Origin of the sequence: Enterococcus haemoperoxidus ATCC BAA-382, from assembly GCF_000407165.1 — a bacterium.
Classification (GTDB): domain Bacteria; phylum Bacillota; class Bacilli; order Lactobacillales; family Enterococcaceae; genus Enterococcus_L; species Enterococcus_L haemoperoxidus.
In genome coordinates, this window is record NZ_KE136479.1 from 276,645 (window position 1) to 301,059 (window position 24,415).

The following is a 24,415-nucleotide window of genomic DNA, read 5'->3' on the forward strand; positions in this document are numbered from 1 at the left end:
ATATAATCAGAAAAGGTGAAAGTAGCATAAAATGACTTTAGAAGAAGAACTGAAAGAAATCGCGAAAATTACCAATGGGTTCAAACCAATGGAACACTTAACCAATTCACTTGAAAAAGAGCTGACAGAAAAGGAATTAGAGGATCTAGCATTTAGGTTATACGGGTCTGAAATTTATCAAATAAGAATGGTCGCTGTTTTTCTGTTTGGAAAGCGTGCATCAAAAAATCATGAGGTGCTAAATTTCTTGAAAAAGAATGTTTCAAAAGATGACAATTGGCGAGTGCAAGAAATTTTAGGAATGGCATTTGATCATTTTTGTAAAGAAATAGGCTATGAAGAAGCACTAGTGACGATAAAAGAATGGTTAATCTTTGAAAATAGTAATACTAGAAGAGCTGTTTCTGAAGGGGTGAGAATTTGGACGAATCGTCCTTATTTTAAAGACAATCCTGAAAGTGCTATTCGTTTGCTGGCAACACTTAGAAACGACGATAGTGAATACGTTAGAAAATCATGCGGAAATGCGCTAAGGGATATCAGTAAAAAATACCCTGAAAAAATTATGGAAGAATTATCGTTATGGCAAGGTAGTAAGGAAGAGCTTCAAATAAAAAAAATTATTTTCAAAAATAAACATTTAGGACGTTTTCTTAATAACAATAAAAAGGACTGAATCATCTTGTTAACAACTGAACATATCTCTTTTCAACACGAAGAACAAGTAATCCTAAAAGACATTACCACATCATTCGAAAAAGGTAGCCATACAACGATTACCGGACCATCCGGCAGTGGGAAAAGTACCTTTCTTAAATTACTGGCTTCTTTATTAACCCCTACCAAAGGAGCCATTATGTTTAATGGCCAAAATATTGCAGATTTAACACCAGAAAAGTATCGCAAGCAAGTTTCCTACTGCTTTCAACAACCTTCATTATTTGGTGAAACTGTGCGAGATAATTTTATGTTCCCATACGAGGTACGTAAAATAGCGTTTCAAGAAAGTGATGTATTAAACTTATTAAATGAAGTCAAACTACCTGAAAGCTATTTGGATAAAAAAATCAACGAATTATCAGGTGGGGAAAAACAGCGTATAGCCTTAATCCGTAATGTGATTTTTCTCCCTGAAGTGTTACTGTTAGATGAGGTAACGGCAGGTTTAGATGAAGAAAGCAAAGCAATCGTCAATCAATGGTTGTTAAAATTGAATCAGGAAAAAAATGTAACATTGATTCGTGTCACGCATGATCCTGAAGAAATTGCTCAAGCCTCGATCGTCAAAAAAATCATAGCGGGTAGCTTGGAGGGCGCAAAATGAATCTAGCTGTCAATGATCTGTCACTTTTATTTGCTGGAATGCTAGTTGTAGTAGCATTACTGATCAGTTATAAAGAAAAATTAGGCTTTACCAAAGATATTATAATCAGTGTTTGCCGGGCAATTGTTCAACTTGTTTTAGTTGGGTACCTTCTTAAATATGTCTTTCAAATCGATAATGCGATTTTAACCGTAGTCATGGCTGGAATCATTATTGTCAATGCTGCGTTGAATGCAGGGAAACGTAGTAATCATCTGAAAAATGGTTTTTGGATCTCTTTGTTAGCTATCTTTTGTAGTACAGGAGTCACGATCGGTGTTCTGGTTTTATCAGGTGCGATTCGGTTTATTCCTTCGCAGATCATTCCTATTAGTGGCATGATTGCGAGTAATTCAATGATTGCGATTGGTTTATGTTATCGGAATATGGATAGTTTATTTCATGATCAAAGGCAAGCAGTGCTTGAAAAATTAGCATTAGGTGCAGATATCAAGTTAGCTTCTCGCTCGATTGTTAGAGCAAGTATCAGAACTGGAATGTCGCCAACCATTGATTCTGCTAAAACGGTTGGGATCGTTAGTTTACCTGGGATGATGTCAGGACTGATTTTTGCTGGAGTTGATCCAGTTCATGCAATCAAGTATCAAATCATGGTGACCTTTATGTTGCTTTCGGCTACAAGCATTGGTTCAGTTATTGCAACTTATTTAGCGTATAAAGAGTATTATAATGATAGAAAACAATTGATTATATAATTGGCTTGTTAAAAGATAAGATGAATTTTGTCTTGTCTTTTTTTATATACTTTATTTTATAAAAGTATAGACATTTAAAAAAGTTCGCTTTATAATAGTAGTGAATAGGATGCGCGAAAAGTATTTTGAGGAAAGTAGGGACAGTCATGCAAAGAACATTTAAAGAAGATTTCTGGTGGGGCGCTGCGACATCAGGCCCGCAAAGTGAAGGGCGTTTTAATAAAAAACATGCGAATATGTTTGATTATTGGTATGAGATCGAACCAACCGATTTTTATGATCAAGTTGGTCCAGATGTGACGTCTAATTTTTATAATAGTTTCAAAGAAGATATTGCATTGATGAAAGAAATTGGCTTGAATAGTGTTCGTACTTCGATTCAATGGAGTCGTTTGATTGATGATTTGGAGCTTGGAACGGTCAATGAAGATGCGGTTCGTTTTTATAATGAAGTGATTGATGCGTTTTTAGAAGCTGAGATTCGTCCTGTGATGAATTTACATCACTTTGATTTACCTGTAGAACTGTACCATAAATACGGTGGATGGGAATCAAAACATGTCGTTGATTTGTATGTAAAATTTGCGGAAAAATGTTTTGAACTTTTCGGTGATCGCGTGAAGGATTGGTTTACTCATAATGAGCCGATTGTGGTTGTTGAAGGAGAATACTTACATCAATTCCATTATCCAAAAATCGTGGATGGTAAAAAAGCAGTACAAGTTGCATATAATCTGAATTTAGCTTCTGCCAAAGCAATTCAAGCGTTCAGAAGAATGGGGCTGCAAAATGAAGGTGGTAGAATTGGAATCATTCTAAATTTAACCCCAACTTATCCTGCATCTGATTCACCCGAAGATGTAGCTGCGGCCAATATTGCTGAGTTATTTAATAATCGAATGTTTTTAGATACCGCAGTACATGGAGAATTTCCACAAGAGTTAGTTGATTTATTTATCAAAGATGGTGTTCTTTGGGAAAGTACACCAGAAGAATTAGTGATAATCAAAGAAAATACAATTGATGTTTTGGGAGTTAATTTCTATCATCCTAACCGTGTACAAGCACCGGATATTGCACCAAATAGTGTGGGAGCTTGGCTTCCAAATCGTTATTTTGATGAGTATAATATGCCAGGACGTCGAATGAATATCGATCGAGGCTGGGAAATTTATCCTAAAGCATTATATGATATTGCCATCAATATTCGTGATAACTACAATAATATTCCGTGGTTTGTCTCTGAAAATGGAATGGGAATTTCTGGCGAGGAACGTTTTATGAATGAAGTAGGTGTTGTTCAAGATGAGTATCGTATTGATTTTATTCGAGAACATTTAGAATGGGTTCATCAAGGAATCGAAGAGGGTTCTAATTGTTTTGGTTATCATTTATGGACACCGATCGATTGTTGGTCGTGGGCAAATGCCTATAAGAATCGCTATGGTTTCATCTCTACTAATATTCATACGCAAATCAAAACAATCAAAAAATCAGGTCATTGGTTTAAAACGGTTGCCCAAACAAATACAGTAACAGATAAATAAAAAAAGAATGTGACGCAAAATGGATTATCCGTTTTGTGTCACATTCTTTTTTTTAACTAGGCATAATCAACATTTAAAATAGAATAACTTCTTTGATCGTACCGATTTCGGCTATATGAAAACTCGATGGGACGACCATTTTTTGAATAGACAACTTGCTGTACTTCAAGTACAGGATCATCTTTTTTGCAATTTAAATAGTGTTGATCGTATTCATCAGATTTATCTGCTTGAATATTTCGATAGGCTCCTGCAAAATCGAGAGATAACTGTTCTTTAATATACGTATAAATAGAGTCTTTCAAAATATCTGTTGTGAGGCCAGGGACTAAATCACAAGGCATAAACGTATGTTCCAAAATAAAGGGCTCATCTTCAAGAATCCTAAGACGAATGATCTTGTAAACAGGCTGTTCTTTAGAAATAGCTAAACGTTCTTGGACTTCTTTAGAAGGAAATTCGACTTCAAATAAGATCACTTGGCTTTTTAAGTTTTTATGGCGATCATGCATTTGTTTGCTAAGCCCATCATATTCATTAGCTGGTGAAGTATCTTTGTCCCAAAAAGAGCGATTCAATACTTTGGTGCCTGAACCTCGTTGAGAGTATAAAAGTCCTTCCATGACTAAAATACCGATTGCTTTTTTAACTGTCATTCGGCTTACATTAAATTCTTTTACCAAATCTGTTTGGTTAGGAATCAAGGTATCTGTTTTATAAATATTATTCTTTATTCGTTCACGCAAAGTATCTGCGATTTCTTCATATTTTGGCTTCATATCGTTACAACCTCCTCTTGTGTATTGTAACTGATTATGAATGTATAGACAATTAAAGAAAAAAAGTGCAATTAAATCGCACTTTCTTTTTCTTTATCTAATAAACGTAAGAATGGATACCAGATCAGACCGACAAGGAGTAGATCGATAAGTTGTAAGATACCGCCTAAGATCGAATTTGTTGCTAGCATGCCACTAAAGAAAATTGGAACAGTCCAAGGGACAGATACACCAGTTGGAGGTGGAATAATGCCTGCCGTCATTACAAGATAATTAAGCACTGTAACGATCAGTGGAGCTAGTACCCAAGGAATTAGGATAGTCGCATTTAAAACGATTGGTAAACCAAAAATTACGGGTTCATTTACGTTGAAAATTCCAGGCGCTAAACTTAAACGACCAATATCTCGGTATTGTTTTTTCTTCATGACAAAGGCCATGATCAAAATAACTGCAAGAGTCATACCAGAACCACCCAAGCCAACAGTGAAAGTTTCCATAAAGGGTTTTGTAATGATATGGGGTAATTTTTCTCCTGCTTTATAAGCATCTAAGTTTTCTAACATTAAAGTGTTCCAAATAGGATCCATTACAGAATTAACAATGATTTGTCCGTGTAAACCGAAGAACCATAAAAATTGGACAAAGAATAAAGCAATTAAAGTTGCCGGTAAGCTGCTGCCTAAGCCGACTAACGGTTTTTGGATAACTTCATAAATGACATCATGAAGATTAGTTTTGAACAAACCAGTAACGATTGCATTGATAAACAGAAAAACAGATAACGTTAATATAGCAGGAATCAAGGCAGCAAATGATTTAGCGACAGCAGGTGGTACACCATCGGGCATTTTAATTTGCCAACCCTTTTTAGTGATTCTACAATAAATTTCACCAGCAAGAAAGGCTGCAATCATCCCAATAAACATCCCTTTAGCGCCTAAACGATCTAAAGATAGGACACCAGATACTTCTGTACCATCTTCAAGTGTCATCATAAATGGAGTTAGAAGTAGAAAACTAGCAAATGAAACTGCTCCGCCAAAAATGCCTTCAACGTCATAAGATTTAGATAAATAATAGCCAATACCGAACGTAACAAAGACTGCCATAATGCTCATTGTCGCATTTTGACCGTTACCAAATAAAGAGGATAAAGTTCCTTTGGTAGTGTCACTAAAAAAAGGTAAGTTGTTGATAACGACAATGATTGATCCGAACATGGTTAAGGGAAAAGACAACATAAAAGCATCTCTTAAAACAGAAAGATAACGATTTTGTCCAAGTTTATTGGCAAGTGGCATGATCTTTTCTCCAAGAGAATCCATAAAACTATTCATACTAATCAGTCCTTTATAGTTTATTTGTAATCGATTACAAAAGTAATATACCACTTTATTTATTAAATGTCTATACTTTTATCTTTAATGAATATATATATGTATGCGGATGAAAAAAGAGCAAACCTCAAGGGTTTGCTCTTTTCTTGATTTATTTAGATAAAATCGGAATGCTTCAATTTCTAAATACTAGCGCCGCCACCACCGGAAGAACCGCCTCCACCAGAGAAGCCACCTCCACCGCCGAAGCCGCCGCCACCACTTGAAGAGCCACCGCCAAAACCGCCACCCCAATACCAAGGACCACCGCCGCGACCACCTCGGCCGCCACGTCCCCCAAATAATATGAGAGGCAGGATAATAAGGAGAACGAAGAAAACACTGAAGAATCCTTCGCCATCAGAGCTGTCTTCTGAGGCAAATTGATCTATTTCATCATCTGACAAAGCATTTTTATCAACAGGATAGTCATAATGTTTATCGATTAAAGTAGTGACTGCATTAAATGTATACTGTAGTCCCTTATTGATCGAAGTATCATTAGATGATTTCAGATCATCTTTAGCATGTTGCAGAATATTTCCAGCAACGCTATCGGTAATGACATCTTCCAAACCATAACCAACTTCAATCCGGACATTTCGTTCGCCATCATTGACTGCGTAAAGAATCAAAACGCCGTTATCTTCTTTTTGATTACCGATTTGCCATTTTTTAAATAAATCGGGCGCATAACTATCAATACTGTCACCATCAGTCGAATCAATCACAGCCAAAACAACTTGTGGAGCTTCTGTTTTTTCTTTATAAAGCTTGCCTTTTTGATCAACTAAATTTTTAGTTGTTTCATCCAGAATTCCTGGTTGGTCCAGGTAAAAATGATCGGGTGAAGCAGGTAAGTTTTCAGCAAAAGCAGGTAGTTGAAAGCCAAGGAAACAGGTGACAAGGAAAAATAATAGGCTAGGGAATAAACCTCGTCTAAAACGTTTCATCGATCATCACTTCCCACTAGAAGTGCTAGTAGAATTATCAAAATTCACGGAAGGTACAGTGCTAGCTGTTGGATCAGCTTTAAAGTAATCCTTCTTACCTAGACCCATCATATTTGCAAAGATATTTTTAGGGAAAGAAACCACTTGTTCATTGTATTCTTTCACGACTTCATTGTAACGTTTACGTTCAACTGAAATACGGTTTTCAGTGCCTTCTAATTGTGTCATTAATGTTTGCACATTATCATTTGATTTTAGCTCAGGATAATTTTCATTGATGACATTGATCAACGTTCCAACAGATTGATCCAACTCTTGGCTAGCTTTGATTTTATCTGAGTCATTGTTAGCAGAACCATAAGCCTCACGAGCTTTAGCAATATCACCAAAGACTTTTTGTTCTTGCTGCATGCTTCCCTTTACGCTGTTGACTAAGTTTGGCACGAGATCTGCTCTACGCTGCATCACGTTTTCTACTTGACTCCATTGAGACTCTACTGATTGTTCTTTTTTCGCTAATCCGTTGTATTGACTGACCCCGAAAACGCCTAGTAAAACAATGACGATTACAGCGATCAAGCCAAATCTTGTTTTGTTGTTTTTCATGTCTTTTCCTCCTAAAATTAAAAAACTAAGTGAGCTCGTGAAACGAGCCTTTTAAAGTTGATGTAATGATATTGTAATGTTTTTGCAATGTTTTGACATCCAACTTAAGACCTATTTTTTATAAACAGATGGTTTTATATTGTTAATTATAAGGAGTTTTAAGCGATAAGCCAAAGAAACCGACTTTTTATGAAAACTTGTTTAGTGTAAAAACGTATCATTTGTCAGCTCTAGTATTTTGTATTAGGGTAAAAGAGTAAGCTGGTAGTTCTTTTTTATTGCCAACAAATTCATAGGAGGAATCAAGATGACAGAAAAAATCGAAAATCCGTTAACAAGATTCTACGATGGGAAATTTGAAAAACAATCACAAGAAGCACCCGCATTACAACAAAAAATGACACCTGTACCTGATTGTGGAGAAACTTCATATAAAGGGTCTGGCAAATTGGAAGGGCGTAAGGCACTAATTACAGGTGGAGATTCTGGAATCGGTCGTGCTGCAGCCATTGCATATGCAAGAGAAGGAGCAGATGTGGCAATCAATTACTTACCTTTTGAAGAAGAAGATGCGAAGGAAGTTAAATCATTGATTGAAGCAGAAGGACGTAAAGCTGTGTTAATACCAGGTGATCTAAAAGAAGAATCATTTACACGCAAACTTGTTCATGAAGCTGCTAAAGAGTTAGATGGTTTGGATATTTTAGTCCTAAATGCAGGTATGCAGCAAGCTGTGGAGAACATCAAAGACTTATCCACACAACAAATAATGGATACGTATACGACAAATATCATATCAATGTATTGGACAGTGCAAGAAGCGTTAGATTATTTGCCAAAAGGCGGTAGTATTATCACAACGACTTCGATTCAAAGTGCTGAACCAAGTGCAAATTTATTAGATTATGCCGCGACAAAAGGGGCGATCACTTCGTTTAGTAAAGGCTTATCCGCACAATTAGCTTCTTCAGGGATTCGTGTAAACACCGTTGCACCGGGACCTATTTGGACAGCCTTACAAATTTGTGGTGGACAACCACCAGAAAAAATTCCAGAATTTGGACAGCAAGAATCAATTGGCAGAGCGGGACAACCTGCTGAATTGGCTGCTGTGTACGTGTTCTTAGCTTCAAATGAGGCCAGTTATGTTACTGGACAAGTTTATTCGATCACTGGTGGTAGTTTCTTTGCCTAACTAATTTCTTTATGTAAGGAGATGAATGATAATGCCTTGGGATTTAAAAGATTATCCAAGTTCGTTTAAAAACTTTGAGCCTTTATTAAAAAAGAAAGCCATTGAGATTGCGAATGCATTAGTCAGTGAAGGGTATCCAGATGATAGAGCGATCCCGATTGCGATTTCACAATCGAAAAAGTGGCTTGACGAAGCGACCGATACTGAAAAAGCTGCTTTTAAGAAGATGGCTGATCCTAAAAAGACAGACAAACACAGCGATAAAAAAATCAATACAGATTTGTTAGATAATGATGTGTTGGTTTTTTATAAAGAAAATCGGTGGTATGTTCAGACGAAAAATGCTGAAAAAGCGGTTGATTCATTTGATACTAAAGAACAAGCGATAGAAAGAGCAAAAGAAATCGCTGAAAATAAAGACTCAAAGGTTATTGCGTATAAAAAAGACGAAGAACCTAATACTTGATCATGTGATAGTAGATTTTTAGATAAAAATAACAAAATAGCTATGGAGTTCGTTAACAATTGACTTCCATAGTTATTTTGTTATTTTTTTAATTGAGTCCAATCATTTTGAAAACTCAAAAATAGATTAGACCCAACGTTTCTTTAATTTGTAGCGTTTACATTATATAGTGAATACAGGAGGAGCAAGATGATTGATTATCGAATGAGTTATCTTATCGACATTTCGCACAGTGTAGGGCGCTCCATTCAAGAACTGAGCGAAATTACAGGATTACCTACTGAAACCGTGATTGATCAGTTAGGAAAAATTGATGAGCAGCTGCAGAAATTTTCCTACGAACCGATTTATTGGGAAAAAGACAAACTCTATTTTCCAAAGCAAGTAGCTGATAAATGGTTGGAACTTCATTTTGGCAAGTTGGAAATAGAAATCTTCTATTCAGAGTATGAAAGACAAGCGCTGCTTTATCTGTTGACGTTTACTGCAGACGAGGATTTATCTGTGTTTCATTATCAAGAATTTTTTCAAGTCAGTAAAAATACGATTTTAGCGGATATCAAAAAGTTACGGAAACACTTAGCTATACAGCAAATCAGTTTAGACTATTCACGAAAAAATGGGTTTTATTTATCGGGGAACGAAGAGCAGATTCGGATTCAAGCACATCAGATGATTGCCAAAGTCGTCACATCAGTTTCAGGGAAATGGGGCTTAAAAAAAGGCTTGGTCAAGTATACAAGAACGTTTGAAGCAGACGTTCGTACGTATCTTTTTGACACGATCAAAGCAAGTGAGTTGGTTATTGTACCCAGCCGAATTGAAGAAACAATTTATTTTATGGCGTATGTTTTAAGGCGGGCGAAATCACATTCAATTAAGTTGGATAGACAAGCAAAAGAGAGGTTAAAAGAGCTGAATGCGTTTCATGGAAGTCAGTTGTTTTTAGCTAAATTTTCGAACATCTTAGATTCTGAAAGTGAAGAATTCTATTTCACAGTCATTTTTATGACGATCACACAAGGAGAAATCCGTGATACAGCGCTAGAATTTTTACTAGAATGTGGGAGCCAAATCATTCATGAGATGGAACGTTTGGCGGTCATCGAATTTAAAGCCTATCGAAAATTACTACTCGATCTTTTTTATCATTTAGTGCCAGCTTTTTTTAGAATCAAGTATCATTTTTCGCTGACCAATGTGTTGATAGAAGAAATCAAAGAACAATATGGTGAGCTATTCGCCTTAACCAAAATAGCGCTACACCCTTTAGAGAGGCTGACAGGTCAAGCGATCCCTGACGAAGAAGTGGGGTATTTTACGATTCTATTTGGTGGTGAAATCGGGAATCAGCGGGAGTTAAATCGGGTGATCCGTTATAAAGCATTGGTTTTATGTCCAAGTGGAATCAGTTCTAGCCTAATCATGCAATCAGAGTTGAAGGAGCTTTTTCCAACGATTGACTTCAGTTTAACAACAACCGTTGATCAATTAGAAAGTATTGCTGAATCTGAATACGATGTGATTTTTTCGAGTGTTCCATTAGATACGCCAAAGAAAACGTATTTGATCAATCCAATCATGACGCAGTTAGAAAAAAATAACTTGATCCGACATGTGCAAGAAGAGTTATTGATACCAGGAATCGTTGTCCCTTCTATCGACGAAATTATTGAAACGTTATTACCGTATATCGAGTTAAAAAAGGGTGTTACCAAAGAAAAAATATACAGAATTTTAAATCGAAAAATGATCAAAAAACTAAAAGTGAAAGAAGATGAGAAGCCAATGCTATCGGAGTTGCTAACGACAGAAATGATTCAGTTGACGGATAAAAAATTAACGTGGGAAGAAGCGATTGCTTATGCGGCCCAACCTCTAAAAGAGCAGGGGAAGATTACAGAGAATTATATTGAAGCGATGATTAAAAAGGTGAACGATTATGGCGCCTTTATTCATATTGGGAAAGGAATCGCCTTGCCTCATGCAAGACCTGAAGATGGGGTCAAACAATTAGGAATGTCCCTTTTAAAAGTGGAAGAACCGGTGTTGCTTTTAGATGATCCGAAGCATGAAATAACGATTTTTATCTGTTTAGCGGCTGTTGATAATGAGATGCATTTAAAAGCATTGGCAAGTTTAACGAAGATTTTATCCAATAAAGAGAATTTAGAAAGACTATTAGTAGCAAAGGATCAAGCAACAATTATTCAGTTATTAAAGGAAGGAGAATCATTATGAAAATGGCAGCAGTTTGTGGATCTGGATTAGGATCTAGTTTTATGGTAGAAATGAATATCAACAGTGTGTTGAACGAATTAGGGGTAACAGGAGTTGAGGTGGCCCATTATGATATGGGAAGTGCCACACCGGATTTGGCAGATGTCTTTTTTGTCGGTGGGGATTTAGCAGATAGTGCGCAGCATTTAGGAAATGTAGTTATTTTAGACAGTATTATCGATATGGACGAATTGAGAGAAAAAGTGAAAGCCGTTTGTAGCAAAGAAGGGTTACTTTAAAGTCTAAAGAAGGTGGGAGAAAAAGATGAATAGCGTTTTAAATATATTGATCGATATTGCAAGTACCCCAGCAATTTTGGTGGCGTTGATCGCAGTGCTTGGGTTGGGTTTGCAGAAAAAGCCAATTTCAGATGTTGTCCGTGGCGGAATCAAAACGTTTGTTGGATTTTTAGTGGTAACAGCTGGAGCTGGCGTGATCGAAGGGTCACTGGCACCGTTTGGCGAAATGTTCCAACATGCCTTTAATATGCAAGGTGTAGTACCGAATAATGAAGCGATCGTTGCCTTGGCTTTGACAAAATATGGCACATATACAGCACTTATTATGTTAGCAGGAATGGCGTTTAATATTTTGATTGCGCGCATTACGAAATTTAAATATATTTATTTGACCGGTCACGCAACCCTTTACATGGCGTGTATGATTGCCGTCATTATGAGCGTGACGAAAATGAGCGCTGTACCGTTAGTTTTAGTAGGCGGATTGGCACTAGGATTAGCAAATACAATTTTCCCAGCAATTGCTCAACCGTTTACCAAACAAATTACCAAAAATGATTCAGTGGCTTTAGGTCATACAGGAAACTTTGGCTATGCTCTTAGTGGGTTTATTGGTAAATATGTGGGCAATAAAGAAAAATCAACGGAAGATATCAATTTTCCAAAGGGCTTGTCGTTTTTACGTGATTCAACCGTTAGTATTACATTGACGATGGGTATTGTGTATACGATTGTGGCGTTGTTTGCAGGAAATGAGTTTATTTCTGAAAACCTTAGCAATGGGACCAATTATATTATTTATGCCTTACAACAAGCAGGGATGTTTGCAGCAGGTGTCTTTGTGATTTTAGCTGGTGTTCGTTTGATCTTAGCTGAAATTGTACCAGCGTTTAAAGGAATCTCAGAAAAATTAGTGCCGAATTCTATTCCAGCTTTGGACTGTCCAATTGTTTTTCCTTATGCGCCAAATGCTGTGTTGATTGGGTTCTTAACTAGTTTTGTTGGCGGAATCGTAAGCTTGTTTATAATGATCGCAACTGGTACGACTGTAATCATTCCAGGTGTGGTGCCGCATTTCTTCTGTGGCGCGACGGCCGGTGTTTTCGGAAATGCTACAGGCGGTGTACGTGGCGCTGTTGTCGGTTCATTTATTCATGGCGTGATTATCAGTTTTATGCCGATTTTATTGATGCCAGTTATGGGTGATCTAGGCTTTCAAGGATCAACATTCTCTGATACAGATTATGGCGTGACTGGGATTTTTCTTGGAAAACTAGCCGATATGGGCGGTCAAATCGCGATCGTTTCAGGCGTTTTGGCAGTTTTAGCTTTATTATTGGCATTAACCATATTTGGAAAGAAAAAAGCAACTGAAACGAAGGAGGTCGCATAATGGATACACAGAAGTTTGCGGATCAGATTCGTTTTTATACGATGAAGGAATTAGACAATCTAGGCTTTGGTCATTTTGGTGGAAGCTTATCTATTGTAGAAACATTAGCGGTTCTATATGGAAACGTCATGAATGTATCGCCAGAAAAGAAAGATGATCCAGACCGTGATTATTTTGTTCTGTCGAAAGGACATGCTGGACCTGCACTATATGCTACCTTATTTTTAAAAGGTTATTTTGATGAAGGATTTCTTTACAGTCTAAATCAAAATGGAACCAATCTCCCTTCACATCCTGATCGAATCAAAACACCTGGTGTAGATATGACGACAGGTTCACTTGGGCAAGGGATTTCCGCTGCAACAGGTATTGCAAAAGGCAATCAATTGTTAGGTAAAAGTAATTATACCTATGCGATCGTTGGAGATGGAGAATTAAATGAGGGTCAATGCTGGGAAGCGTTTCAGTTTGCAGCTCATCAAAAGTTAGATCATTTGATTGTGTTGATCGATGATAACAAGAAGCAGTTAGATGGTTATACCACAGATATTTGTGATCCATTTGATTTTGTTGAAAAAATGCAGGCGTTTGGTTTTAGCAGTTGGCGGGTAGATGGCAGTGATGTTGATGCCATTGAAGCTGCAATCGATCAAGCAAAACAGGTAAAGGGAAAACCAACAGCAATCGTTTTAGATACTGTAAAAGGACAAGGCGTTCCTTATTTGGAGGAGTTAGTAGATAATCACCATATACGTCCAGATGAAGCAGCCAAAGCAGCAATCAAAGAAGCCATTGTAACATTGGCTGAAAAAATCGAGGTGAATCCACAATGAAGAACTTAGAAATGCGGCAAGTTTATACAGAAACCATCTTAGCTTTAGCAGAAAAAGATCAGAAAGTTGTCGCTTTAGAAGCAGACCTAGCTAGTTCGATGGGAACGAGTAAATTGAAAGAACAGCTGGGGAAACACTATATCAATGTGGGAATTATGGAAGCAGAAGAAATGGGCGCAGCTGCTGGTTTGGCGGTCACTGGCTTCACACCATTTATCCATACCTTTGCGCCATTTGCGACTAGACGCTCTTTCGATCAAGTGTTTCTTTCGTTAGGGTATGCCAAAAATCATGCTGTCATCGTTGGGACAGATCCAGGTGTTACAGCTGAAATGAATGGCGGAACGCATATGCCGTTTGAAGATGTTGCGTTGATGCGGGTGATTCCAGGAAATAATATTTATGAAGTGTCAGATCCGTATCAGTTTAAAGCGATTTTAGAGTATGCGCATACAGCAAAAGGGTTGTTCTACATTCGGACGATACGTAAACAAGCAACATCACTTTATACTGGAGAAGAAGATTTCTCTAAAGGATACGTTAAACTGAAAGAAGGTACAGCTGGGACAATTTTTGCGAGTGGGATCATGGTAGAAGAAGCACTTCAGGCAGCGGTCGATTTAGAGGAACAAGGGATTTCAGTACAAGTGATCGATTTGTTTAGAATCAAGCCGATGAATGAAGAAATCGTGATTGAAGCAGCTAAAATGGGTCCTGTCGTAACCGCAGAAAATCATAATGTGATCGGTGGTTTAGGAAGTGCTGTAGCGGAAATCGTTGCTGAAAATCATCCGGTAAAAATGAAACGAATCGGAGTTAAAGAGCAATTTGGTCAAGTGGGGAAAATGGAATATTTGAAAGAGGTTTATGGATTGAAAGCTGTTGATATTTCGAAGGCGATGTCTGAGTTGAATAGATGAATAGAATGGCTAAGAGAAAAAAATAACGTTTTTTCTTAGCCATATTTTTTTGTGTTATGATAAATGAAACAATGTCAGGATAGGAGAAAGAGATGAAAAAAAACCAACCATCGAAATTTGACTGGTATCATAACCAATGGGGCAAACCCACTCATGATGATCGTTTACTTTTTATCTTGTTGACAGTAGGCACCTTCCAAGCTGGATTAAGTTGGAAAGCAGCAGCAGGTAAGCTGGATGTGTTTTTGAGAAACTTCCACAATATGGACATTCAAAAGGTGGCTGGTATGATGCCAGACGATGTGGAGAAAATCATGCAAGATCCCGAAATGATCCGCAATCCGAGAAAAATCAATGCGACGATTCAAAATGCTCAAGCAATTTTAGGCGTACAAAAAGAATATGGAAGTTTTGCCGAGTATATGTGGGATTTTGTTGGTGGTGTGCCTCGCTTGAACGTATATGAAGAAGCATATGAGGTTCCAAATGTCACACCGTTATCTAAAAATGTAGCTAAAGACATGAAGAAACACGGTTTTACCTTTGTCGGACCTGTTGTGACGTATATGTTTATGAAAGCCAGTGGCATGATTCAAGATGAAGTGTTGAATCATGAGTCATGATAAGAAAGAGGTTTAACAGTAGTGTTTAATTCTGAGAACCAAGTAGGTACTGTCAACATTAAATCATACTTCGTTGTTATGTTTTACAGCAATAAGAAGGAATTCACGAAGATTGCCAAGTATCACAGTGAGCTTGTGAACTGCTGATAATTGGTACCTACTTGGTGATTTCTTTAATTTTTTATGAATTTCAAGTTATTTCAGAAAGAGTTACTTCTGCTCCTACCGTATAGTTAGATGTGGCGAAGACGTGAGACGCAGAGTTATTTATGTCCTAGTAAATTTCTATTGTGGTAAGTAGTAATTATTAATGATTCATTTCATTTATAAGCTTTTTTAATTGCGACTTATTGATTAGATAGTCCTTGTCTTGTTTGATCAAATAACCTTCCTCCGTCATTTTTTTTAAGACATGTTTATAGTGCCTATAGCTAACACCAAGGTATTCTGCAATTTCGACGTGTTTTTCATGGTAAATCCCATTAATTTGGGCTTGTAAAATAATCTCTGCCAGCCGATACTTTAATTCATAGGATTGATTTCTAGAAAAATGCTCTACTCGAATAAGGAGCTTTTCTCCGATATATTGGGCTATCTTCTTGAAAAAAATCCCCTCTGATTTTTGAATCTCCCTCATTGGTATAGCCAAACAAACTGTATTCCCTATTGCTAATACATCTTTAGGTATCTTCTCCGCTCCAACTACTGTTAAATCTCCAATAAAATCTCCAACTGTTAAAAATTGAAGTAAGTTTTTCTTCCCATTTTCGTGAGTAACATAGATTTTTGCTCTACCTTGTAGTAAAAAGAAAAGCTGGTCTAACGGTTGCGTTGCTTGCGTAATATATTCATTATTTTTATATTCTCTGATTTTAGCCATGTCTAGCATCTGATTTGAAAAATAGCATTTAATGCTTTCTAAATCAGCTGTGCTTAATCCTTGATAAACTTGTAAACTAGTTTGTTTCATTTTTTCACCTCAATAATAGGAGATATCTCCTATTATCATAGCACACTTCTCGTTTATACTAAAAAGGTAAGGAATCAAGATTAAAGGAGTGTTTCTCATGAATAACATCATTAAAACGTTTATATTTTATGTCTTCAGTGCTTTTGGTATCAGTCTAACCATTAAAGCCAGTATTGGGGTAAGTAGCTTCAATTCCATGAATGTCGCATTAGCTGAAGTCCTTTCTATTAAAGTTGGCACTATTACAACTGCGACTAATTTAGGCTTTCTTTTATTGTGCCTGTTTCTTTCTAAGAAAAATATCTTGAAAGACTATCTACTCATGTTCAGTGCGCTTATTTGCTTTGGCATTGTTATTAATTTTTTCCTCTACGATATTCTTGCTAGCTTTACCATTAGTACTTACTTCTTAAATGTTAGTCTCTTTATTTTAGGAACGGTTATTGCTGGTTTTGGAACTGGACAGGTGTTAGCGATTGGTGTTCTTAAATTTCCCATCGAAAAATTTTGCGAATTAATGGCTGCTAGAACCGTTCATTCATTTGCATGGTATCGTTATGGACTTGATATTTTCTTCGTGCTTACTTCACTCACACTATCATTTTTATTTCATTTTCCGATTTTAATTAGAGAAGGGACCTTACTAAGTTTGTTGCTATTATCTGGCATTATTGCTTGGTCAAAAAACTTAAGCTTAAATAACAAAAAAGAGTTGGGACCAGAAGCGTAGCGCCACCCCCAAAAAAGTTAGAGCGAATAGAAAATCAATTGGTGGGCTGAAGTCGTCAGTATACTGTATTTAGTCCAGCCAATTTTTCTTAACTCGATAACTAATTCATCTAAATATCTTTATTATATAGTAAGTAGTCTTGATCAAAGTGAACTAGTTTTTTTGAAAAAGATGAAGCACATTTTTCATGTTTAGTTGAGATTGTTCGAAAAAAGCTTGATCGTTTTCTTTGATTTCATAATCACTATGAAGTTCATCAAAAATAGGAGTTGATAGTAGGAACAATGTCAAAAAGCTCATTCATTGTCCTAATAAGCGCTTGGAACATCAGTCGTTATCAAAGGTTTCATATAATAGGAATAGCGTTGTAGATAAGGTTCCAAAATTCTGATAAACCACACCGAATATCTCTGAGCAAGCTTCTATCTCTCTAGTGGTTCTTACTTTCTTAGTATCAAGAAAATGAAACATAAAATGCAATGCTTCATGCCATGATTTTAGCTCACACAAAGTAGCTTTTACTGCCAAAATCTCCTGATAAGTGATTGTGTTAGATTCCTGTGATTGTCCCATGTTTACATTCTCCTAGTCTAAATAGGAACAAATATTATTATTCAGAGGAGCATAGGGAACTTTTGACTACTATTTCTGATACTCAATAATTTGCTTATATAGTAAAAAAAGTAAGGGGAAACTAAATTGTATTTATGCAATTTAGTTTCCCTTACTTTTATATCCAAACCTCCTACAACTCTTCACCATTACTCTTGATCACTTGCTGATACCAATCAAACGATTTCTTCTTAGACCGCTCTAACGTCCCTTGCCCTTCATTATCCTTATCCACATAGATAAAACCATACCGTTTCTTCATCTCACCAGTTCCCGCAGAAACCAAATCAATAAAGCCCCAAGGCGTATAACCAATCAACGGAATCCCATCAAATTCAACAGCTTCTTTCATCATCTCAATATGAGCTTTCAAATAATCAATGCGATATTGATCATTGATCGTGCCATCTGCTTCAATTTCATCAATGGCACCAAAGCCATTTTCCACAATAAACAACGGCAATTCATAACGCTCATTAAACCAGTTCATGGCATAACGCAAGCCTAACGGATCAATTTGCCAACCCCAGTCAGAGGCTTCTACATAAGGGTTCTTCACTAAATCTTTCGACTCATCATAATCAAAAGCAGGGTCTTTCTCATGATCTTTAATCGCAAACGACATATAGTAGCTAAAACCAATATAATCCACACACCCTTGGGTTAAATCAGTCAAATCTTGTTCTGTAATATCCAAATCAAAGCCTTTACGAGCTAAATAATTTTCCATAAAGCTTGGATAATGACCGCGAACATGAACATCCGTAAACCAGTAACGTTTTTGCATCGCACTGACCGACATCATCATATCTTTGGGATCACATGAATACGGATAGATTGGACACATGGCAATCATACAACCAATTTGAAAATCAGGATTGATCTCATGACCGATCTTGACTGCCTGAGCACTGGCTACTAGTTCATAGTGAGCCGCTTGATACATGATTTTTTCACGATCTTCGCCTTCTTGGTATTTGATACCAGAGTTGGTGAATGGTGCAAAGTCTTCCGCATAATTCGCTTGGTTATTGATTTCATTGAAGGTCATCCAATACCTAACTTTATCTTTATAACGATCAAAACAAACACGGGCAAACTTCGCAAAGAAATCGATCATTTTACGATTACGCCAGCCGCCATATTCGGTGACTAAATGATAAGGCATTTCAAAATGAGATAAAGTGATTACAGGCTCGATCCCATATTTTAAACATTCATCAAACAAATCATCATAAAACTGCAATCCTGCTTCATTTGGTTCTACTTCGTCACCATTGGGGAAAATCCGCGTCCAAGCAATCGATGTTCGGAAACAATTTAAACCAAGTTCTGCGAATAATTTTACATCTTCTTTATAATGATGGTAAAAATCGATGGCTTCATGATTCGGGTAATTTTCACCTTGCAACACACCATCTGTTATTCTTCTAGGAACACCGTGAGCGCCAACCGTCATCACATCAGCAACACTAACACCTTTACCACCTTGGTTCCAACCACCTTCTAATTGATGAGCAGCAACTGCGCCGCCCCAAAGGAAATTTTCTCTTAAAATTGACATGTGATCTACTCCTTACAACTTTACTATTTTTTGACGAAATACTTTATTATCCCTGCACAGCTAGGAGGAATCATTTGAACGGAATCAGCTGGGCAGAGATGTTTAAGTCGGTTTTGAACGGATTTCTTTAAGCTTCTGCTTCAATTTCTTCTAAGACTTCTTCAGTGATCGGTTGATTTGTTTCTTGTGCATAATTAATTGCATCCATTTTTCTAGCAAACGGTAAGTAGATGAAGAAACCTAACGTTAAGACAAATGCTTGTAGTAGCGCTGCTTGCCAGCCACCAACCAATAATCCGGAAATAATAGGAGGTGTTGTCCAAGGGACTTGAACCGCTGTAAATAATGGGACTAAACCAGTATAGAGCGCAAAATACGTGATAACAGATGAAACAACAGGTGTTAAGATAAACGGAATAGCCATGATAGGATTCATCACGATCGGTGTCGCAAAAGTAATTGGTTCATTAATATTGAATACTGCAGGACCAATCGATAAACGACCTAATTGTTTGAACTGCGCAGATTTAGCAAAGAACACCATATAAACGACTAAGCCAAGTGTCATACCAGCACCAGTCACCGTTAAAAATTGATCTAAAAATTGTTGTGTTACGATATGACCACCGTTGGCAACAGTCAATTCTTTACCCGCTTTTAAAATATCTGTGTTTTCTAAAGAGTTCGCTTGTAAGATCGGTCCCATGATTCCGCCAACAATCGTTGAGCCATGAACACCAAAGAACCAGAATAGGGGAACTAAGAAACCAAGAACTAAGGCACCGCCTAATGAATCTGTTACACCTTGAAGTGGAGATTGTAAAACATCGTAAATGAAATCGAAGAACGTTGTGTTAAAGACTTTATCAAAGAAAATATAAACAAACATTGCGCCAGTAATTAAAGCTGCCGCTGGAATCAAGGCTGTAAAGGAGTTCGCAACATTTTCAGGAACGGCTTCAGGTAATTTGATCCGAATATCATGACGTAAGAACCAGCTGTATACCCAACCAACAATTAACCCAACGATAATTGCTGTGATCATTCCTTTACCGGCAGTCCAATCTTTATTGATAACATTGCCGATTGTTACACCGCTGTCTAAATCAGTAACACCAGGTGCCATAAATAATATAAAGACAACGAGTGAAATCATTCCAGCAGGTAATCCTTCAAAGCCTTCTGTTTTAACATAAGAATAAGCAATCCCAATAACAGCAAAGATAGACATGATCGCAAAAGAGGCACCATACGCCTGATTAAAGTAAACAACTAAACCACTGTCAGTGATCCATTTTGCCACAGATTCAATTGGTAAATTGGCTAATAATAGAAAAATCGAACCGACGATCGTAAATGGCATCGTGTATAACATACCATTTCTTAATGCTGTAATCGCTTTAGTATTAACGAATTTTAACACGGGTGGTAGAACTTTTTCATTGATCCATTCATTCATTCTAAACCTCTCCTTTGGCTAACTAAAGTAACGGAAAATAAGTGCTTGTAGTAGTATTTCAATAGAACGGCCGCTAAGATTTTTTTCTAATGAATACGTTTACAATTTTACTATAAAAGAATTTTTGCGTATTTTAAATAGGGTAAGCTTGTTCAGAAACATGTACCGTGTAAAAAAACAAATCAATCAAAATACGACCTTGAAATAAATCAAACAGCAATTTACTTCAAGGTCGTATTTTTATTTACTAACTGCAGGTAGTTTTAAGATGATTTTTTTATTTTCAAAATCAAGTAGTTGAATATTGTTTGTTCCACCGATCTCATATTCAGGTGATTGGTAAAGCTCGCCATAACTTGCGCCGATAAAGTTATCAATATCTGCCAAAGTTTCCCAAGGACCTGTGAATACGGCGTAATCGCCAGTTTGTAGTGTAAAGGTACGATTTCCTTCGCTATCTTCAACAAAATATTTGTACGTACCATTGCTTTCATCAGGGTCATTGATAATGATTGCTCGGATACTTTTTTTTTCAGTAGGCAAAATCTCTAGTTTTTGGTTATTCACTTCAGCAAAATCTTCTGGTGTTTTAGGAATAGCAAATTTGTACTGTTTTCCAGTGATTACTTCGTTGTCCAAATGCTCGATGTTAAAAGACATGAATCGTCACGCTCCTCTTTTATAATAGGTCAGATGTACTTTCATTATTTAACTATGTTTGGCTCCAGATACTTGGTACACCGTCTCAAAAACCATAGCAACTCTTAAGTGTTTTGTCAAAATTTCGGTATTATAATTTGTTTAAATCATTTACTCGGGTTGTTGTTTTTTTGCTCCTCTATTTTAGCAAACTCTTTACCCGCTTGATGGGCAAGTAGTTCGATCAAGGCAATAACTGGAATTTGTGTAGTGATATTGATGTACGAATCAGTGTAAATAGATCGTTCGTCAGGCATGTAATAGGAAATGTTGTAGTCAGCTAAACGAGCAATCGTTGAATGTTCATCATTGGTAATACTTAAAATTTTAGCACCAGACCGTTTAAAATCAGTCGTCTGTTTGATAACTTCAGTGGTTTCACCAGAAACAGAGAGAATGATTGCTAACGTATTCTCAAACCCCCTTTGAGGAATTGGTGTAAATGGGTCACCGATACTGTAGGCGTTGATGCCCATATTAGCAAAATAACGACTACCATAGGTGCCTAAAATGCCGCTTGTTCCAATCCCTGAAAAAACAATATGGCGAGCAGAGGAAATTAAGGTGATCGCTGGTTTCAATGTTTCATAATAGGTTTGTTGATTAAGACGTTTTAAAAAAGAATCAACATGGATTGTGGCATCATAGTATTGTTCAAAGGAATGTTCTTGTTGTTGTTCTTCCTTTTTTATAGCATATTTCAATTCTGAAAAACCATCGAATCCCATTTTGGAACAAAAACGTAGAATCGTTGAAGTGGACACATGACAATTTGTAGAAAGTTGACGAATCGTTAATTTTGGAATGTTGCTCATATGTTCTAAGATATAATGATAAACAAGCATTTCCAGCTCATTTAACGACTGGACTTTTTCTAAATCAAACAAAAAGATCCCTCCTGCACAAAGATTGTGGTTCCTTCATTTTATTTATAAGAAACAAAAAAAGTGTTCAACCTATATTGTACAGGAAACGTTGTTATTTCGCTTGTTATTACTATCTTTTATCAATAGAAACAAAACAGCTTAGTAGAACTAATGTTCCTAAGTATTTTCAGTAAGTTCTTTTCTTCTATGGAATCGTTGATAAAGTAAATACGCAATCAAGGAAAACAGCAACGGTCCAATCAATAATGTTAGACTTTGCAATAGATTTCCTTTGGAAAGAGGCTGATAGAGCTGGAAGCCAATCGCTAAAGCAATACTTATAATAACACTGCCACTAATAACTGTTGCACGGCTCGTTGATTGAATCAAAACGGATGTGGGATTGTCTGTTAATTGTTTTTTCTTAAACGATGGATAAGCAAGTGCCACTAATAAATAAGGAATAGCTCGTGAAATATTTGTCATCAACGTCAGTTGGTTATATAAAAAGACCACATACTGACTTCCAAGACTAATGCCTAAAATAAATAAACTGATCAGGCTGCCTTGAATCAACAAAGCATAAATCGGCATGTCATGTTTATTTTTGTGTTTCAAACGAGGATGCCAGTAATGCTTAGGTGTCCCTTCTACTAGTGTGCGAATCGGCAGATAAAAAATAGTCGATAATAAACTGATATAAGAAAGCAATAACGTCAAAGCCGTAAAACGAGTAAATAGTTGAGCTAGAATCTGAGAGTGAGTAGATGACAATGAAAGAGCGTGACCGCAAGCGTAACCCAAATGTTCCATTAATTCATACATTAAATTCCCTAAATGCACTGTATTATTGGCTTTTAAATTGTTTAAATTCGTTCCACCGCTCCATAAAAGAATGCCTAAAAAATAACAAATAACTACTAAAAAACTGCTGTAAATCAATAATTTAGGAAACTGCTTCTTTTGTTTTCCTGTTTTATCCACTAAGCTTGCAATTGTATCTAAACCACCAAATGCTGTAATGGCAAAAATCAGAAAAGATAATTGTCCGCCCAAGGGTTGTCCTGATGTTGAATCTGTTTGAATCCCTTTGAAACTAGCGGTAAGATTAGGTAAAATGTCTGAACGATTAGTAATCCATAACAACAAATTTCCGCCGAGGCTTGCAACGATTAAAATAGTCATCATGATTCCGCTTAAATACAACGAGGAAGCAATTCCTTTGAATCCTTTACTAACAAAAAACAGCGTTATGATAACTGCAAAAATAGATAAAAGTCCAATTAAAACAGATGTTGAAAAATAAGGGATAGAACTGGTTTTTTTAGTAAAATCTTTACCAAAAAGTAAAATTGATGACGGAATCCAAATCTTCATAAACAAGCTGATCATCCAAATAAAATAACTGCAGTACCATAAAAAAGCGGCAATAAAAGCAATTTTTTCAGAGAGGTGACCGGCTAACCATTGATACAATCCGCCAATATGATTTTTATAAACGCCTGTAAATTCTGCTATAATGATAGCGTAGGGAATAAAATAGAACAAAGCGGCTCCAACAAAATACGGGAAAGCCTTGATGCCCATTAAGAAAAACGCTGTTGTCATACTAGAAAAAGAAAAAACAGTCATGGTAATAATCATAACCAAATGCTTAGGACTAAAAGTAGTAGTTGTTTTCATATAAAAATCCTTCTAAAATTAAGATGATGTTGGCTTAAGAATAAGAGAAGATTTAGAAGAAAACAAGCTTTTTGTCAAAAATTAGGGAATAGGAGTAGTCAAATGACGGATCAAATTCAGCAAAGAATCGATCAAATAAAAGAGGAACTTCAAGTCGATTTTGTTGCGTTAGCTCTATCCACAGTTAATGAGATGACAAAAGTACGAGTGATCCGCTGGAAGTACGTGGCTGGAAATACCAATCATTATTATCAGCGTATTCGTCTGCAAGTCGGTAAAGGAATTGGTGGAATAGTTTGGCGAACCGGTAGAGCGTACCAAGCAACAGATTTACAAAAGCAGCCGGAAAAATTAGTGGAACTACCAATCACACGGATGGAAAAATTGGAAAGTATTGCAGCCTTTCCTGCATTAGAGCAGGGGGAAGTAAAAGGTGTTCTTCTAGTTGGCTATCGAGAAAAAACGATTATTACAGAGGATTTTTTGACAGTTGCAAAAGACAAAACGGATGAACTGGTAGTTTATTTATAGGTGAAAAAA

General features: G+C 36.7%; 25 protein-coding genes. 14 read left to right on the forward strand and 11 right to left on the reverse strand.

Going from position 1 to position 24,415, the window contains the following annotated elements; translation table 11 throughout:
• The first annotated feature begins 31 nt into the window (after window positions 1–31).
• The 4 genes from I583_RS01310 to I583_RS01325 all read left to right on the forward strand — a co-directional run bounded on the left by I583_RS01310 (window position 32) and on the right by I583_RS01325 (window position 3,626).
• On the forward strand, window positions 32–676 hold the full coding sequence (locus tag I583_RS01310) for a DNA alkylation repair protein (RefSeq protein ID WP_010762744.1): 645 nt from the start codon (window positions 32–34) through the stop codon (window positions 674–676).
• Between the two features lie 6 nt (window positions 677–682).
• Window positions 683–1,324, forward strand: a complete 642-nt coding sequence (locus I583_RS01315) for an ABC transporter ATP-binding protein (protein WP_010762745.1) — start codon at window positions 683–685, stop codon at window positions 1,322–1,324.
• The gene (locus I583_RS01320) at window positions 1,321–2,079 is read left to right on the forward strand and encodes an ABC transporter permease (protein ID WP_010762746.1); all 759 of its coding nucleotides are present in this window, start codon (window positions 1,321–1,323) and stop codon (window positions 2,077–2,079) included. Before I583_RS01315 ends, I583_RS01320 begins: the two co-directional genes overlap by 4 nt.
• Before the next feature lie 146 nt (window positions 2,080–2,225).
• Window positions 2,226–3,626: a glycoside hydrolase family 1 protein gene (locus I583_RS01325; RefSeq protein ID WP_010762747.1), complete on the forward strand. Its 1,401-nt coding sequence runs from the start codon at window positions 2,226–2,228 to the stop codon at window positions 3,624–3,626.
• Window positions 3,627–3,682: 56 nt separating this feature from the next.
• On the opposite strand, the gene I583_RS01330 is transcribed toward I583_RS01325, so the two are convergent.
• From I583_RS01330 to I583_RS01345, 4 genes are all read right to left on the reverse strand, one after another.
• The gene (locus I583_RS01330) at window positions 3,683–4,405 is read right to left on the reverse strand and encodes a GntR family transcriptional regulator (RefSeq protein ID WP_010762748.1); all 723 of its coding nucleotides are present in this window, start codon (window positions 4,403–4,405) and stop codon (window positions 3,683–3,685) included.
• A 71-nt stretch (window positions 4,406–4,476) separates the two neighbouring features.
• Window positions 4,477–5,745 (reverse strand): PTS cellobiose transporter subunit IIC, encoded by a 1,269-nt coding sequence (gene celB / locus I583_RS01335; protein WP_010762749.1) that lies wholly within the window; start codon window positions 5,743–5,745, stop codon window positions 4,477–4,479.
• 182 nt (window positions 5,746–5,927) lie between these two features.
• Window positions 5,928–6,737: a TPM domain-containing protein gene (locus I583_RS01340; RefSeq protein WP_010762750.1), complete on the reverse strand. Its 810-nt coding sequence runs from the start codon at window positions 6,735–6,737 to the stop codon at window positions 5,928–5,930.
• Window positions 6,738–6,743: 6 nt separating this feature from the next.
• Entirely contained in the window at window positions 6,744–7,343 is a 600-nt protein-coding gene (locus I583_RS01345) for a LemA family protein (protein WP_010762751.1), read from the reverse strand.
• A 307-nt stretch (window positions 7,344–7,650) separates the two neighbouring features.
• Between I583_RS01345 and I583_RS01350 the strand changes: the two genes are divergently transcribed.
• The 8 genes from I583_RS01350 to I583_RS01385 all read left to right on the forward strand — a co-directional run bounded on the left by I583_RS01350 (window position 7,651) and on the right by I583_RS01385 (window position 15,292).
• The gene (locus I583_RS01350) at window positions 7,651–8,538 is read left to right on the forward strand and encodes an SDR family oxidoreductase (RefSeq protein WP_010762752.1); all 888 of its coding nucleotides are present in this window, start codon (window positions 7,651–7,653) and stop codon (window positions 8,536–8,538) included.
• Window positions 8,539–8,569: 31 nt separating this feature from the next.
• On the forward strand, window positions 8,570–9,004 hold the full coding sequence (locus I583_RS01355) for a DUF2188 domain-containing protein (RefSeq protein ID WP_010762753.1): 435 nt from the start codon (window positions 8,570–8,572) through the stop codon (window positions 9,002–9,004).
• 189 nt (window positions 9,005–9,193) lie between these two features.
• Entirely contained in the window at window positions 9,194–11,245 is a 2,052-nt protein-coding gene (locus tag I583_RS01360; protein ID WP_010762754.1) for a BglG family transcription antiterminator, read from the forward strand.
• The gene (locus tag I583_RS01365; RefSeq protein ID WP_010762755.1) at window positions 11,242–11,523 is read left to right on the forward strand and encodes a PTS sugar transporter subunit IIB; all 282 of its coding nucleotides are present in this window, start codon (window positions 11,242–11,244) and stop codon (window positions 11,521–11,523) included. Before I583_RS01360 ends, I583_RS01365 begins: the two co-directional genes overlap by 4 nt.
• Window positions 11,524–11,548: 25 nt before the next feature.
• Complete coding sequence (locus I583_RS01370) at window positions 11,549–12,916, forward strand: PTS ascorbate transporter subunit IIC (RefSeq protein ID WP_010762756.1); 1,368 nt, start codon at window positions 11,549–11,551, stop codon at window positions 12,914–12,916.
• Window positions 12,916–13,749 carry a transketolase gene (locus tag I583_RS01375; RefSeq protein WP_010762757.1) on the forward strand — a complete coding sequence of 278 codons (834 nt, stop codon included), beginning with the start codon at window positions 12,916–12,918 and terminating at the stop codon, window positions 13,747–13,749. Before I583_RS01370 ends, I583_RS01375 begins: the two co-directional genes overlap by 1 nt.
• Entirely contained in the window at window positions 13,746–14,669 is a 924-nt protein-coding gene (locus I583_RS01380) for a transketolase family protein (RefSeq protein ID WP_010762758.1), read from the forward strand. Before I583_RS01375 ends, I583_RS01380 begins: the two co-directional genes overlap by 4 nt.
• 92 nt (window positions 14,670–14,761) lie before the next feature.
• The gene (locus tag I583_RS01385) at window positions 14,762–15,292 is read left to right on the forward strand and encodes a DNA-3-methyladenine glycosylase I (protein ID WP_010762759.1); all 531 of its coding nucleotides are present in this window, start codon (window positions 14,762–14,764) and stop codon (window positions 15,290–15,292) included.
• 307 nt (window positions 15,293–15,599) lie between these two features.
• On the opposite strand, the gene yeiL is transcribed toward I583_RS01385, so the two are convergent.
• Window positions 15,600–16,262, reverse strand: a complete 663-nt coding sequence (gene yeiL, locus I583_RS01390) for a transcriptional regulator YeiL (protein ID WP_010762760.1) — start codon at window positions 16,260–16,262, stop codon at window positions 15,600–15,602.
• A 97-nt stretch (window positions 16,263–16,359) separates the two neighbouring features.
• Here yeiL and I583_RS01395 point away from each other — a divergent pair, with 97 nt between their 5' ends.
• Window positions 16,360–16,992, forward strand: coding sequence for a DUF6198 family protein (locus I583_RS01395; protein ID WP_010762761.1), 633 nt, complete (start codon window positions 16,360–16,362; stop codon window positions 16,990–16,992).
• A gap of 327 nt (window positions 16,993–17,319) precedes the next feature.
• Here the strand turns inward: I583_RS01395 and I583_RS01400 are convergent, their stop codons facing one another.
• The 6 genes from I583_RS01400 to yjeM all read right to left on the reverse strand — a co-directional run bounded on the left by I583_RS01400 (window position 17,320) and on the right by yjeM (window position 23,875).
• Complete coding sequence (locus I583_RS01400; protein WP_010762762.1) at window positions 17,320–17,565, reverse strand: hypothetical protein; 246 nt, start codon at window positions 17,563–17,565, stop codon at window positions 17,320–17,322.
• Window positions 17,566–17,737: 172 nt separating this feature from the next.
• Window positions 17,738–19,168, reverse strand: coding sequence for a 6-phospho-beta-glucosidase (locus tag I583_RS01405; protein WP_010762763.1), 1,431 nt, complete (start codon window positions 19,166–19,168; stop codon window positions 17,738–17,740).
• Between the two features lie 127 nt (window positions 19,169–19,295).
• Complete coding sequence (locus tag I583_RS01410) at window positions 19,296–20,627, reverse strand: PTS sugar transporter subunit IIC (protein ID WP_010762764.1); 1,332 nt, start codon at window positions 20,625–20,627, stop codon at window positions 19,296–19,298.
• Between the two features lie 240 nt (window positions 20,628–20,867).
• Entirely contained in the window at window positions 20,868–21,287 is a 420-nt protein-coding gene (locus I583_RS01415) for an effector binding domain-containing protein (protein ID WP_010762765.1), read from the reverse strand.
• A gap of 146 nt (window positions 21,288–21,433) precedes the next feature.
• Window positions 21,434–22,213 carry a MurR/RpiR family transcriptional regulator gene (locus I583_RS01420; RefSeq protein ID WP_010762766.1) on the reverse strand — a complete coding sequence of 260 codons (780 nt, stop codon included), beginning with the start codon at window positions 22,211–22,213 and terminating at the stop codon, window positions 21,434–21,436.
• Between the two features lie 156 nt (window positions 22,214–22,369).
• Window positions 22,370–23,875 carry a glutamate/gamma-aminobutyrate family transporter YjeM gene (gene yjeM / locus I583_RS01425; RefSeq protein WP_010762767.1) on the reverse strand — a complete coding sequence of 502 codons (1,506 nt, stop codon included), beginning with the start codon at window positions 23,873–23,875 and terminating at the stop codon, window positions 22,370–22,372.
• 102 nt (window positions 23,876–23,977) lie between these two features.
• On the opposite strand from yjeM, the gene I583_RS01430 reads away from it, so the two are divergent.
• A complete protein-coding gene (locus tag I583_RS01430; RefSeq protein ID WP_010762768.1) occupies window positions 23,978–24,406 on the forward strand; it encodes a GAF domain-containing protein in 429 nt (142 codons plus the stop codon).
• The last annotated feature ends 9 nt before the right edge of the window (window positions 24,407–24,415 follow it).